Consider the following 13,173-nt stretch of genomic DNA (forward strand, 5'->3'; position numbering starts at 1 on the left):
TGCACCGCGCATCGGGGCGGGTAAGGGTGCCCTCGGAAAGGCAGGTAATTTCATGCAATTCGCGCGCAAGGTCTGGAAGCTGCTGGTCGCCTTCAAGGATGCACTCGCCCTGCTTTTCCTGCTGCTGTTCTTCGGACTGATCTACGGCGCCCTGGCGTCGCGGCCGACACCGGGCCGTGTCGTCGACGGTGCACTTCTGCTCGATCTCGACGGAGTCGTGGTGGAGGAGCGCAGCGAGGTCAGCCCCTTGCGGCTCCTGCTGTCGGCTGAGGCTCCGGCCGGCGAGTACCAGGCCCGCGACATCGAACGGGCCCTGCGCGGCGCAGCCAAGGACGATCACGTGAAGGCGGTGGTGCTGGACATGTCGCGCTTCCTTGGGGGCGGCATGGTCCACCTGCAGGAGATCGGCAGGGCGATCGACGAGGTGCGTGCGGCCGGCAAGCCGGTCCTGACTTTCGCCAACGCCTATGCCGACGACGGCGTCCTGCTGGCCGCCCATGCCAGCGAAGTGTGGGTCGATCCCATGGGCGGGGCCTTCGTGGCCGGACCCGGCGGCACCCAGACCTATTACAAGGGGCTGTTCGATCGCTTCAAGGTGAATGCTCACGTCTATCGCGCCGGAACCTACAAGAGCTACGTCGAGCCCTACATTCGCAGCGACATGTCGCCTGCCGCGCGTGAAGCCAACGAGGATCTCTACGGCTCGATCTGGGCGACTTGGAAGGCCGACGTGAAGCAGGCGCGGCCCAATTCGAAGGTCGAGCAGATTGCCGGCGACCCCATGGCCTGGGTCGAGGCTTCGAAGGGAGATTTCGCGCAAGGAGCCAAGGCTGCCGGACTGGTCGACCGCATCGGCGACAAGACCGAGTTCGAAAAGCGCGTTGCCGAGATCGCCGGGAAGGGGGCGGGCGGAGATGGTCCCGCCTATGCCCATACCCGCCTGGACACCTGGCTGGCGGCCAATCCGGCCAGGGCCGAGGGTGCCAGCATCGGCGTCATCACCATTGCCGGAGAGATCGTCGACGGCGAGGCGGGCCCGGGCAAGGCCGGTGGCGACCGGATCGCCCAGCTGCTCGATGACAACATCGATGAGGGCTTCAAGGCGCTCGTCGTGCGAGTCGATTCGCCGGGCGGCTCGGTCATGGCCGCCGAGCGCATCCGCCGCGCCATCGACCGCTACAAGGCGCGCAAGATCCCGGTCGTGGTCTCGATGGCGAACATGGCGGCCAGCGGCGGTTACTGGGTGTCCACGCCGGCCGAGCGGATCTTCGCCGAGCCGGGTACGGTAACCGGCTCAATCGGCGTCTTTGCCGTCGTCACCAGTTTCGAAAAGACCCTGGCCGATTTCGGGGTGACCAGCGACGGCGTGCGCACGACGCCGCTCTCCGGACAGCCCGACATCCTCGGCGGCTTCACGCCCGAGGTCGAGCGCATGCTGCAGGCGTCGGTCGACAACATCTACGGCAAGTTTCTCGGAGTCGTTGCCAAGTCGCGCAAGACTACTCCTGAAAGGATCGACCGGGTTGCCCAGGGGCGCGTCTGGCCGGGAGCCGAGGCGAAGGAGCTGGGGCTGGTCGATGAGATGGGCGATCTCGATGCCGCGCTGGCCTATGCAGCGAAGCAAGGCGGCGTGGGCAACGGCAAGTGGCACGCTGAGTACATCGGCGCGCGGGAAGGCCGCTTCGAATCGATGCTGCGGCGCATGTTTGCAGGGCCAAGCGATAGCGAAGCGGTCTACGACCTGACCGGCCTGGTCGCCGCGCGTCAGGAGGCTCGGGCACGGCGGATCGCAGCGCAATTTGCCGACCTCACGGGAAGCCGCGGAGCGCAGGCCTATTGCCTGGAATGCCCTGATCTGCCGTCTATGGACGATCCGCGCGAAGCGGGTCAGGGGCTGTCGCTGATGGCCAGGATTGGGGCCCTGGCAGGGCTGAAATAGCGCCGCTCAGGCGGCGTTCAGTCCTGCGGGGGCATTTCCTCGGGGGCCTCGTCCGGCTGGTCGAAATCCGGCGAATAGGGCGGCGCTTCTGCAGGTTGGCCCGGCTCGGTAGGTTCTGCCGGGGGGACCGGGGTTTCGGGCGGATTGTTCGCGGGGACGTCCCCGGGCTGCGTCGCCATGGCTACCTCTCTGGTGCTGTTCGATCTTAACGTGGGGGCGAATGGATCGCCTCGCAAGGGATGATGACGAGTCGCAGCGCTTGCCCTTTTCCGCGCGTGCTTATAAGGGCACGTCCCTTGAGTTTCAGGCTTCATCCGAATGCGGGCGTGGCGGAACTGGTAGACGCGCTGGTTTTAGGTACCAGTATCGAAAGATGTGGGGGTTCGAGTCCCTTCGCCCGCACCAGTTTCGCCGCGGTGAGAGGATGGGGCGAGAGAGTCGGTCGCGCACGCGACCTAAAGGATTGCACAGGAAGGCATCGAAATGCAGATCGTCGAAACCACCAACGAGGGCCTGAAGCGCGCCTACACGGTGACCATCCCCGCCAAGGACATTTCCGCTCGCGTCGAGGGCGAGATCCAGAAGATCGCGCCGCAGGTGCGCATGCCCGGCTTCCGCCCGGGCAAGGTGCCAGCGAACCTCGTCAAGAAGATGCACGGCGAGGCGATTCACCGCGAAGCGCTCAACACCACCATTCGCGAAGCGATGGACAAGCTCGTCGCCGACAATTCGCTGCGCCCGGCCATGAACCCGGACGTCGCGCTGGGCGAAGGCTATGAGCAGGGCAAGGACGCCGAGCTCACCGTCAGCCTCGAAGTTCTCCCGGTCATCGAGGCTCCTGCCATCGACGGCCTGAAGCTCGAAAAGCTGATCGTTCCGGTTGCCGAATCGGCGATCGACGAAGCGGTGGAGCGGATCGCCTCGCAGCAGCAGCGCTTCGAGACCAAGGACGGCGCGGCCGAAGACGGCGACCAGGTGATCATCGATTTCACCGGCAAGCTCGACGGCGTCGAATTCGAAGGCGGCAAGGCCGAGAAGGCCCCGCTGGTGATCGGCTCGGGCCGCTTCATCCCCGGCTTCGAAGAGCAGCTCGTCGGCATCAAGGCCGGTGACGAGCGCACCATCACCGTGACCTTCCCCGAGGACTACCAGGCCGAAAACCTGAAGGGCAAGGAAACCACCTTCGACATCGTCGCCCACGAGGTGAAGGCTCCGGCCGAGACCAAGATCGACGACGATTTCGCCAAGGAACTGGGTCTTGAGGGTCTCGACCAGCTCAAGGAACTGCTGAAGGGCCAGCTCGAGCAGGAAACTGCCGGCCTGACCCGTACCGCGATGAAGCGCTCGCTGCTCGACCAGCTTGCCGCCGGCCACGACTTCGACGTGCCGCCGACGATGGTCGAAGCCGAGTTTAGCCAGATCTGGCAGCAGCTGACCCACGAAGCCAGCCACGAGGAAGATCCCGAGGCTGCGCTGAAGGAAATCGAAGCCGAGAAGGACGACTACCGCAAGATCGCCGAGCGCCGCGTGCGCCTGGGCCTGCTCCTGTCGGAAATCGGCCAGACCAACGGCGTCGAGGTTTCGCAGCAGGAAATGTCGATGCTGGTTTCGCAAGCGGCGCAGCAGTACCGCCCCGAAGACCGTCAGCGCTTCATGGAATACGTCGCCAACGACCCGATGATGGCGGCCCAGTTGCGTGCGCCCCTCTACGAGGACAAGGTCGTCGACTTCCTGATCGAGAAGGCCGAAGTCACCGAGCGTGAAGTGACCCGCGACGAACTGCAGGCCGCCATCGAAGCCGACACCGACGAAGCGAGCGCCAAGAAGCCGGCTGCGAAGAAGGCTCCGGCGAAGAAGGCTGCCGCCAAGAAGGCCGACGTCGCCGCCGATGAGGGCGATGCCGAGGAGCCTGCCGCGAAGAAGGCTCCGGCGAAGAAGGCTGCCGCCAAGCAGGCCGACGACGCCGACGCGGACGAAGCCGAAAAGCCGGCTGCCAAGAAGGCTCCGGCGAAGAAGGCCGCTGCCAAGAAGGCCGACGATGCCGACGCGGAAGGCGAAGCCAAGCCTGCCGCCAAGAAGCCGGCTGCCAAGAAGGCCCCGGCCAAGAAGGCTGCCGCGAAGACCGAAGACTGATCCCGGTCAGTGCTTTTGCGATCGACGGCCCGGTGTGCTCAGGCACGCCGGGCCGTTGTCGCATCCCGGTCCCTGCCGGATTCGAGGTATCCGTGACACGATTGTCCCATTCCGGATGTCGATTGATCGGTTAATCCCCTTGAACATCGGCAAACGGCACGCGACATAGACGGTCCAACCAGAAGAGGACTCCCATGCTCGACCTGTTTGGCGCCTCGGGCGCCCAAGGAAAGTTCACCACCGATCCCGTGACCGGCGCCCTGGTGCCCATGGTCGTCGAGCAGACCAGTCGCGGTGAACGCAGCTTCGACATCTACTCGCGCCTGCTGCGTGAGCGCATCGTCTTCGTGACCGGCGAGGTCGAGGACCACATGGCTTCGCTCATCGTCGCTCAGCTGCTGTTCCTGGAATCGGAAAATCCCTCGAAGGATATCTCGATGTACATCAACTCGCCGGGCGGTGTCGTCACGGCGGGCATGGCGATCCATGACACCATGCAGTACATCAAGCCGCGGGTATCGACCGTGTGCATCGGCCAGGCCGCATCGATGGGCAGCTTCCTGCTCGCCGCCGGTGAGCCGGGCATGCGCATCGCGCTGCCCAATGCCCGCATCATGGTGCACCAGCCCTCGGGCGGCGCGCGCGGCATGGCATCCGACATCGAGATCCAGGCGCGCGAAATCCTGCGCATGCGCAAGCGGCTGAACGATCTCTACGTGAAGTACACCGGCAAGTCGCTCGACGAAATCGAGCAGGCGATGGACCGCGATACCTTCCTCGAAGCCGAGGAAGCGCTGGCCTTCGGTCTGGTCGACAAGGTCTTCGAAACACGGCCCGATGCCGAGAAGCAGACCGAAGGATGACGATAAGGGCTGATTGGCAATACGCGGTGTTAGCCATTTAGCCAGTCTCAACGAATTCGGCCTAGGATTGCAAAACCGGCCCCCCGCAGAGTAGACTAATCGAGTCGCCTCAAACGGGGGCCAAAGACGGAAAATGACGAAATTGAGCGGATCTGACGCGAAAAGCACCCTTTACTGCAGCTTCTGCGGCAAGTCGCAGCACGAAGTGCGCAAGCTGATCGCGGGACCCACGGTCTTTATCTGTGACGAATGCGTCGAGCTTTGCAACGACATCATTCGTGAGGAAACCAAGGCCGGGATCGCGGGCAAGAAGGACGGCGGCGTGCCGTCTCCCCGCGAAATCTGCGAGACGCTTAACGACTACGTGATCGGCCAGGACCGCGCGAAGCGCGTGCTGTCGGTAGCGGTGCACAACCACTACAAGCGCCTCAAGCACAGCGGCAAGCAGGGCGACGTCGAACTTTCGAAGTCGAACATCCTGCTCGTCGGCCCGACCGGTTCGGGCAAGACGCTGCTGGCGCAGACCCTGGCGAAAACTTTCGACGTGCCCTTCACGATGGCCGACGCCACCACGCTGACCGAAGCCGGCTACGTGGGCGAGGACGTCGAGAACATCATCCTCAAGCTGCTCCAGGCATCCGACTACAATGTCGAGAAGGCGCAGCATGGCATCGTCTACATCGACGAGATCGACAAGATCAGCCGCAAGGCCGAGAACCCGTCGATCACGCGCGACGTCTCGGGCGAGGGCGTGCAGCAGGCGCTGCTCAAGCTGATGGAAGGCACCACCGCTTCGGTTCCGCCGCAGGGCGGCCGCAAGCACCCGCAGCAGGAATTCCTGCAGGTGGACACGACCAATATCCTGTTCATCTGTGGCGGCGCCTTCGCGGGTCTCGAAAAGATCATCGCCGACCGCCTGCAGAAGCGTTCGATCGGCTTCGGCGCCCATGTCGCCGATCCCGACAAGCGCCGTGTGGGCGAGCTCCTGCAGAAGTCGGAGCCGGAAGATCTGCTCAAGTTCGGCCTGATCCCCGAGTTCGTCGGCCGCCTGCCGGTCATCGCGACGCTGGAAGATCTCGATATCGCCGCGCTCGTGAAGATCCTCAAGGAGCCGAAGAACGCGCTGATCAAGCAGTACCGCAAGCTCTTCGAGCTTGAGGACGTCGAGCTGACCTTCACCGACGAGGCGCTTGAGGCGATTGCCCAAAAGGCGATCGACCGCAAGACCGGTGCGCGTGGCCTTCGCTCGATCGTCGAGGGCCTGTTGCTCGACACCATGTACGACCTGCCGACCGAGACCGACATCGCCGAAGTCGTGGTCGACAAGGAAGTGGTCGACGGCCGCAAGGAACCGGTTCGCGTGCTCAAGGGCGACAAGGCCGAAGCCGCCGCCTGAGACCTAAGCGCTGACAGACTGCAAAAAAGGCCGTCCGCAGTGATGCGGGCGGCCTTTTTGCATCAGGGCGCCGCGTTTAAGGTCAGATGACCTTTTCGCTTTCCAGCGCACAGGGTGCATCGGGATCGGTCTCGACCTGCAGTGTCGGGTGGCCGATGCTGAATTCGCGTTCGAGGTCGTGAGCCAGCTGACGCAGGAACGCGCCTTCCCGGCTGATGCCGGGCATGACGAGGTGGGCCGTGAGCGCAGTTTCGGTCGTGCTCATCGGCCAGATGTGAAGGTCGTGGACGCGCATGACGCCGGGCTGTCTTTCAAGGAAGGCGCGCACTTTCGCCACGTCGATGTGGTCTGGCACGGCCAGCATGCCCATGCGCAGCGAATCGCGCAGTAGGCCCCAGCTTGACCAGGCAATGACGGCAGTGATGAGCAGGGAAGTGATTGGGTCGATCACCGCCGCGCCGGTCCAGTAGATCGCCAGCCCCGCCAGCACGACCCCGGCGGAAACCGCCGCGTCCGCCATGAGATGGACAAAGGCGGCGCGCAGGTTGAGGTCGCTCTTGCTGCCTTTCGCGAAGAGCAGGGCGGACAGCGCGTTCACCGCAATGCCGATGGCGGCCACCACGATCATGGTCATCCCGGCCACCGGCGCAGGATCGCTGAAGCGCTGGATCGTCTCGACGAGGATCGCGCCGATGGCGACCCACAGGAGCGCGGCATTGGCGATCGACGCGAGGATCGATGAGCTTTTCAAGCCATAGGTGAAACGGTCCGAGGGTGGCCGCGCGGCCAGTACGCTTGCGGCCCATGCCAGCATCAGCGACAGGACATCCGAAAGGTTGTGCCCGGCGTCGGCCAGCAATGCCATCGAGCCGCTGATCAGGCCGGCGACGACTTCGGCAATGACAAAGCCGATGTTGAGCGCGACTGCGATGGCGAAGGCCTTGCTCGCGTTGCCCGGCGGCGGCGGGGCATGATGGTGGTGCCCGTGGCTGTGACCATGGGAATGATCATGCCCGTGATGATGTCCGCTGCCCATGCGCCACTCCATCGCACGGCGGCGCATGCCCCAGCAAGCTATGAAGTATCATCACATGTCATTCTTTCTGAAAGGAAAAATGGGCGTGTCGACGATCGTCCGGTCGACGCGTGACATTTATGCCGCATAGCAATATTGAAGTCTTTTCATTAAGTCATTGAATAAATGCGATATTACAGATTTTTGGCAATATTGTGTCTGATGGAAATTTTGAAAATTACGTTATTGAGATCTAAAAGGAATCCCTGGCGTCAGAAAGTTGTCATGTGCGAGTGCTCTTAGCGGCTGCAGCAAATCCGACGCGGTTCTCTCCCACCGCAAATTTGCTTCCGCTCGTTTCGCTGCAACCCGATCTGACAATTCAGGGGTCCCCCATGAAGTTCCAAACCGCTTTGAACACCGCGACCAGCATGCTGGCCGTGGGAGCCGCTTTCCTTTCCGTTCCGGCGCTTGCCCAGTCGACCGGCTCGGTCGATTTCGAGGACGACACCATCATCGTCACCGGACGGATCGACCGTTCGGTTGCCGGCGTCGAACTGCCCGACACGCCCAAGGCCAAGCAGGTATTGACCCAGGAGTTCATCAGCCGCGGCACGCCTGGCCAGACGATCAACGAGACGATCAACCTGATCCCGGGCGTCAGTTTCCAGAACTACGACGGCTTCGGTTCCTCCGGCGGCAACCTGATGATCCGCGGCTTCGACGATACCCGCATTTCGCAGACCTTCGATGGTATCCCGGCCAACGACACCGGCAACTACGCGCTCTACACCAACCAGAACCTCGATCCGGAACTGATCGAGCAGGTCAACGTCAACCTCGGCACGACCGATGTCGACTCGCCAACGGCATCGGCCACCGGTTCGACCGTCAACTACCGTTCGCTGACGCCCACGCACGAGTTCGGCGCGCGGATGGTCGGCACGGTCGGTGACCAGAGCAAGATGCGCATCTTCGGCATGATCAACACCGGAGACCTCAACGACTCCGGAACCCGCGCCTACTTCGCCGCTTCGCGTGACACTTATGATGCCCTTTTCGGCGGTTTCGGCGAGATCAAGAAGACGCAGTTCAACGCCAAGATCTACCAGCCGCTCGGCGACAATGGCGACTTCATCGCCGTGTCCGGACATCTCAACAACAACCGCAACAACATGTCCTCCGACTGGAAGCTGACGACTACGGACGGCATTCCGCTCACCAAGTCCGAGCGTGACGACTATGTGGTGGAGCGCTGCACGATTCCGGCGGGGATTGGCGGTGTGGAGGACGTCGCGGACAAGTACGGTTGCGGATCGCTTTGGGAATATCGCTACAACCCGTCAAAGACCGGCAATATCCGCATCAATTCGCGTTTCACCCTGAGCGATAGCCTGGTCCTGACCGTCGACCCGTACTTCCAGTACACTTCGGCCAACGGCGGCGGCACGAGCGTCGGCTACGAGGGTACCTTCAGCGACACGATCACCAGCGGCTATATCGGCGGCAGCCCCTACTTCGGCGGTGCAGACCTGAACGGCGATGGCGATACGCGCGACTCGGTCCTCGTTTCGACGCCGAGCCAGACCGTTACCAACCGCATCGGTGTCATCGCTTCGCTGCGCTACGACCTGGGCGACAACAACCGCGTCCGCCTGGCCTATACTTACGATCGCGGCCGTCATCGCCAGACCGGTGAGGTCGGCTTCCTCAAGGCCAATGGCCTTGCCGAGCATTACTTCAACAACAAGAATCCGCTGACGGACGCTGCCGGAAACGTCCTGGAGAAGCGCGATCGCCTGTCCTATGCGATCCTCAATCAGGTCTCCGGTGAGTATGCCGGCGACTTCGCGAACGACTCGCTGCATGTCGTGGCCGGTGTGCGCGTGCCGTTCTTCCGCCGTAACCTGACGCAGAACTGCCTGACCACGAGCTCTTCCGGATACGTTGACTGCTTTGCCACCAACAGCGCCGACGAAGCGACCCGCGCTGCCGAAAATCCTGGCTACGGCGCGCCGGACAACCGTGTCTTCAACTACAACCGCGTGCTGCCCACGGCAGGTTTCACGTACGATTTCACGCCTGAAGCCAGCCTCTACTTCAACTACTCGAAGGGTGTGCAGGTCCCCGGTACCGACAACCTCTACAATTCCTTCTACTACGCACCCGGCACCGAGGGGGCCCGTTCGGCCAAGCCGGAAACCTCCGACAACTTCGACCTTGGCCTGCGTTTTCGCAGCGGCATGATCCAGGGTTCGTTCGGTGGCTGGTACACGATCTTCGCCAACCGCCTTTCCTCGGCCTACAATCCGGAAACGGACCGCACGACTTATACCAACCTTGGTACGGTCGACCGCTACGGCCTCGACGGTACGCTCGCCGTCAGCCCGGACAGCCACTTCAAGGCCTATGTCTTCGCGTCATACCTGTGGTCGAAGATCCGCGACGACGTGCAGACCGGGACGGACAGCTTTGCCGAGACCTCGGGGAACATGGAAGGCGGTGTGCCGAAGTACACCTTCGGTGGCCGTGTCGAAGGCAATGCCGGTCCGGTCTCGATCGGCGTTGAAGCCAAGCGCACCGGTTCGCGCTATTACAACAGCCTGAACACGCCTGCCCTCAACAAGGCCGGGGATCAGATCTGGGCGGCCAAGGTTCCTGGCTATACCGTGGTCAATCTCGACGCGCGCCTCGACCTTGGCTTCCTGGGCATGGGCGACAAGACCTACCTGCAGGCCAACGTCACCAACCTGTTCGACGAGTTCTACTACGGCTCGTTCGATGACGCTGGCGTCAGCGAGACGGCGACGACTTACGCCTATCTCGGTGCACCGCGCACGTTCTCGGCCTCGATCAACTTCCAGTTCTGATCGCTGCCGACGAAAGACCGGAAATTGCGAGGGGAGGGGACTGCGGTTCCCTCCCCTTTCCTGTGCGTGATCGCCAGCGGCTTACTGGTAGACGCAGGCGTCGTAGCCGTCGCGCTTTACGGTGCCGATGCGCGCGGCGATCGTGTTGCCGTAGCGGCGAGTGAATCCCGAGGGGCTCTTCACCGCGCGGGTCTTGGGGCTGGGCAGGGCAGCGGCCATGCGCGCGGCTTCGGTCGGGGTCAGATTCGCTGCTGACTTGCCGAAATAGCGCTGGGCGCCTGCCTCGACGCCGTAAGTGCCGATGCCGGTTTCGGCGACATTGAGATAGACTTCCATGATCCGCCGCTTGTCCCATAGGTTCTCGATCAGGAAGGTGAACCAGACTTCCAGGCCCTTGCGCAGGTAACGGGTCCAACCTTCGCCCTGCCAGAGGAACACGTTCTTGGCGGTTTGCTGGCTGATCGTCGACCCGCCACGCAGGCGGCCGCCCCGGGCGTTGCGCTCCAACGCCTTCTCGATCGCCTCGGTGTCAAAGCCGCTGTGGCTGCAGAACTTGCCATCCTCGGCGGCGACGACGGCTGCAACCATGTTCCGGTCTATCCGGCTCAGCGGCTCCCAGTCCTTGGTGATGCCATTGCCGTCCAGCACCATGGTCACGGTGACCGGCGGTGGTACGAAACGATAGAGGACTGTGAGACCCACGCTGATGGCGACGAACCAGACGACGGTTTTGGCAAGGATGCGCAGCAAGGCGGCAAGGCTCCGGAAAACAGGGTGGCGGCCGCTGGCGAATGCGTCGCGGGCCCGGTGTTCTACTAGCGATCTTGTGGCTGCCGGAAAAGCGCCTCGCTGGACAGGCATTCGGCGCGGCAGAAAGGGCGCCAATCAAAAAGGCCGGGCCGACCCCCAACGGGTTGGCCCGGCCTCTTGTCCGGTTCGCGGTTGTCTGATCCCAGGCCGCCTGCGATCAGCCCGCTTGCGATCAGGTGGCCGGCATCAGGCGCTTTTCGCCAGCGATGCGGTTCATCGCCTTCTGCAGCTTTTCGAAGGCGCGCACCTCGATCTGGCGCACGCGCTCGCGGCTGACGTGATAGACCTGGCTCAGTTCCTCGAGCGTCTTGGGATCGTCCGTCAGGCGACGTTCGGTAAGAATGTCGCGTTCGCGGTCGTTGAGCGAGTCCATCGCCTCGACCAGCATGTCGTGGCGGACGGAGGCTTCCTCGGCGTCGGCAACGGTTTCGTCCTGCAGCGGGCGGTCATCCGCGAGGATGTCCATCCACTGGCCTTCGCCTTCCTCGCGCAGCGACACGTTGAGCGAGGCATCGCCGCCCATCATCATGCGCCGGTTCATGTTGACGACTTCGGTTTCCGACACGCCCAGCGTCGTCGCGATCTTGGCGACGTCGTCCGGGTGCAGGTCGGTATCCTCGTAGGCGTCGAGGTTCTTCTTCATGCGGCGCAGGTTGAAGAACAGCTTCTTCTGCGCGGCGGTGGTGCCCATCTTCACGAGGCTCCACGAGCGCAGGATGAACTCCTGGATCGAGGCCTTGATCCACCACATCGCGTAAGTCGCGAGGCGGAAGCCCCGATCGGGTTCGAATTTCTTCACGCCCTGCATCAGGCCGATATTCCCCTCGGAAATCAGCTCCGAAACGGGCAGTCCATAGCCGCGGTAGCCCATCGCGATCTTCGCGACGAGTCGCAGGTGGCTGGTTACCAGTTGTGCTGCAGCCTCCGGATCCTCATGTTCCTTGTAGCGCTTCGCGAGCATGTATTCCTGCTCGGCCGAAAGCACCGGGAACTTGCGAATCTCGCTCATGTAGCGGTTGAGGCTCTGCTCACCGCCGAGAGTCGGCACAGCCGGGAGATTGCGTTCGTTGTTGCTCACGTTCATCCGTCCTTTCCGGTCGGCCATCGGTCAAAGACCCTTGCTAGGCGTCTTAGCTTGTGGCCACCTGTTCATGATAGCACATAAATCCGATTTCAGTTTTGCAATTCATCAATGAGTGCCGCCATATCGGCGGGGACTGGGCTGACGAAGTGCACCTTCTCCTTCTTAACGGGATGGATGAAGCCAAGTTCCGCGGCGTGAAGCGCCTGGCGGGAAAATTGGAGCCTCTGGAGAATCGGGCGAAGCGCTGAAGGTGTACGTCCATAGACAGGATCACCTAATAGCGCATGGCCGATTGACGACATGTGAACGCGGACCTGGTGGGTTCGCCCGGTCTCCAGGCGGCACTCGACAAGCGAGGCGTTCCTGAGCCTTTCGATGGTGCGGTAATGCGTCACCGCGTGCTTCCCGCGGCCTTCCTCGACAATCGCCATCTTCTTGCGATTCGAACCGGATCGTCCGATTGCGCCGGTCACGGTGCCGGCAATCGGAAGCGGGTGCCCACCGACAATCGCCTTGTAAGCCCGCTCGATCGAGTGGTCGGCAAACTGCGCGGCCAGACCTTCGTGGGCCCTGTCGGTCTTGGCGACGACAAGGAGGCCGGAGGTGTCCTTGTCGATTCGGTGAACGATGCCGGGACGGGCGACGCCGCCGATTCCCGAAAGCTGGCCGCGGCAGTGGTGGAGCAGGGCGTTGACCAGCGTTCCGTCGAGATTGCCGGCTGCCGGATGGACGACCAGGCCGGCCGGCTTGTCGACGACGATCAGGTACTCGTCCTCGAACACGACATTGAGCGGGATGTCCTGCGCAACGGCTTCGGCGGGCACCGCTGCGGGCACGCGAATCGCAAAAGGCGTGCCTTCGCTCACCTTGAGCGAGGCTTGCGTCGCGGATTTTCCGTCCAGCGTTACGCGGCCTTCGCCCAGCAGCGCCTTGACCCGCTCACGCGAGAGGCCGCTCGCTTCGGCCAGCGTCTTGTCCAGCCTGCCGCCGCCCGGGCCGATGCAGCCCTCGATCAGATCTTCAGTGATGTTGGAACTGGCCCCCATTGCGGCTAGGATTTGGG

At 63.0% G+C, this 13,173-nt stretch carries 10 protein-coding genes and 1 tRNA gene; 6 read left to right on the forward strand and 5 right to left on the reverse strand.

Features of this window, described 5'->3' with window-relative positions; all coding sequences use genetic code 11:
* Nucleotides 1-52 precede the first annotated feature (52 nt).
* Nucleotides 53-1,939, forward strand: a complete 1,887-nt coding sequence (gene sppA, locus JI59_RS16055; protein ID WP_007011624.1) for a signal peptide peptidase SppA — start codon at nucleotides 53-55, stop codon at nucleotides 1,937-1,939.
* 17 nt (nucleotides 1,940-1,956) lie between these two features.
* Here the strand turns inward: sppA and JI59_RS27410 are convergent, their stop codons facing one another.
* Complete coding sequence (locus JI59_RS27410) at nucleotides 1,957-2,118, reverse strand: hypothetical protein (protein WP_007011622.1); 162 nt, start codon at nucleotides 2,116-2,118, stop codon at nucleotides 1,957-1,959.
* A 141-nt stretch (nucleotides 2,119-2,259) separates the two neighbouring features.
* On the opposite strand from JI59_RS27410, the gene JI59_RS16060 reads away from it, so the two are divergent.
* The 4 genes from JI59_RS16060 to clpX all read left to right on the forward strand — a co-directional run bounded on the left by JI59_RS16060 (nucleotide 2,260) and on the right by clpX (nucleotide 6,331).
* Nucleotides 2,260-2,344, forward strand: a tRNA-Leu gene (locus tag JI59_RS16060).
* Between the two features lie 78 nt (nucleotides 2,345-2,422).
* Nucleotides 2,423-4,072, forward strand: coding sequence for a trigger factor (gene tig / locus JI59_RS16065; protein WP_007011621.1), 1,650 nt, complete (start codon nucleotides 2,423-2,425; stop codon nucleotides 4,070-4,072).
* Between the two features lie 194 nt (nucleotides 4,073-4,266).
* Nucleotides 4,267-4,935 carry an ATP-dependent Clp endopeptidase proteolytic subunit ClpP gene (gene clpP / locus JI59_RS16070; RefSeq protein ID WP_007011620.1) on the forward strand — a complete coding sequence of 223 codons (669 nt, stop codon included), beginning with the start codon at nucleotides 4,267-4,269 and terminating at the stop codon, nucleotides 4,933-4,935.
* Between the two features lie 133 nt (nucleotides 4,936-5,068).
* Entirely contained in the window at nucleotides 5,069-6,331 is a 1,263-nt protein-coding gene (clpX, locus tag JI59_RS16075; RefSeq protein ID WP_007011619.1) for an ATP-dependent Clp protease ATP-binding subunit ClpX, read from the forward strand.
* 82 nt (nucleotides 6,332-6,413) lie between these two features.
* On the opposite strand, the gene JI59_RS16080 is transcribed toward clpX, so the two are convergent.
* Entirely contained in the window at nucleotides 6,414-7,394 is a 981-nt protein-coding gene (locus tag JI59_RS16080) for a cation diffusion facilitator family transporter (protein WP_007011618.1), read from the reverse strand.
* A gap of 347 nt (nucleotides 7,395-7,741) precedes the next feature.
* Between JI59_RS16080 and JI59_RS16085 the strand changes: the two genes are divergently transcribed.
* Nucleotides 7,742-10,216, forward strand: a complete 2,475-nt coding sequence (locus JI59_RS16085) for a TonB-dependent receptor (protein ID WP_007011617.1) — start codon at nucleotides 7,742-7,744, stop codon at nucleotides 10,214-10,216.
* A gap of 81 nt (nucleotides 10,217-10,297) precedes the next feature.
* Here the strand turns inward: JI59_RS16085 and mtgA are convergent, their stop codons facing one another.
* The 3 genes from mtgA to JI59_RS16100 form a co-directional block, all read right to left on the reverse strand.
* Entirely contained in the window at nucleotides 10,298-10,966 is a 669-nt protein-coding gene (gene mtgA / locus JI59_RS16090) for a monofunctional biosynthetic peptidoglycan transglycosylase (RefSeq protein ID WP_007011616.1), read from the reverse strand.
* 232 nt (nucleotides 10,967-11,198) lie between these two features.
* Nucleotides 11,199-12,110, reverse strand: a complete 912-nt coding sequence (rpoH, locus tag JI59_RS16095; RefSeq protein ID WP_013833071.1) for an RNA polymerase sigma factor RpoH — start codon at nucleotides 12,108-12,110, stop codon at nucleotides 11,199-11,201.
* A gap of 89 nt (nucleotides 12,111-12,199) precedes the next feature.
* The gene (locus JI59_RS16100; RefSeq protein ID WP_007011614.1) at nucleotides 12,200-13,156 is read right to left on the reverse strand and encodes an RluA family pseudouridine synthase; all 957 of its coding nucleotides are present in this window, start codon (nucleotides 13,154-13,156) and stop codon (nucleotides 12,200-12,202) included.
* Nucleotides 13,157-13,173 lie beyond the last annotated feature (17 nt).

The sequence above is a fragment of the Novosphingobium pentaromativorans US6-1 genome (genome assembly GCF_000767465.1).
In the GTDB taxonomy this organism is placed as follows: domain Bacteria; phylum Pseudomonadota; class Alphaproteobacteria; order Sphingomonadales; family Sphingomonadaceae; genus Novosphingobium; species Novosphingobium pentaromativorans.

Coding starts and splice junctions, on each gene's coding strand:
- rpoH (WP_013833071.1), bottom strand. CDS start 12,110: ATGAACGTGAGCAACAACGAACGCAATCTCCCGGCTGTGCCGACTCTC.
- clpP (WP_007011620.1), top strand. CDS start 4,267: ATGCTCGACCTGTTTGGCGCCTCGGGCGCCCAAGGAAAGTTCACCACC.
- JI59_RS16085 (WP_007011617.1), top strand. CDS start 7,742: ATGAAGTTCCAAACCGCTTTGAACACCGCGACCAGCATGCTGGCCGTG.
- JI59_RS16080 (WP_007011618.1), bottom strand. CDS start 7,394: ATGCGCCGCCGTGCGATGGAGTGGCGCATGGGCAGCGGACATCATCAC.
- JI59_RS27410 (WP_007011622.1), bottom strand. CDS start 2,118: ATGGCGACGCAGCCCGGGGACGTCCCCGCGAACAATCCGCCCGAAACC.
- sppA (WP_007011624.1), top strand. CDS start 53: ATGCAATTCGCGCGCAAGGTCTGGAAGCTGCTGGTCGCCTTCAAGGAT.
- tig (WP_007011621.1), top strand. CDS start 2,423: ATGCAGATCGTCGAAACCACCAACGAGGGCCTGAAGCGCGCCTACACG.
- clpX (WP_007011619.1), top strand. CDS start 5,069: ATGACGAAATTGAGCGGATCTGACGCGAAAAGCACCCTTTACTGCAGC.
- JI59_RS16100 (WP_007011614.1), bottom strand. CDS start 13,156: ATGGGGGCCAGTTCCAACATCACTGAAGATCTGATCGAGGGCTGCATC.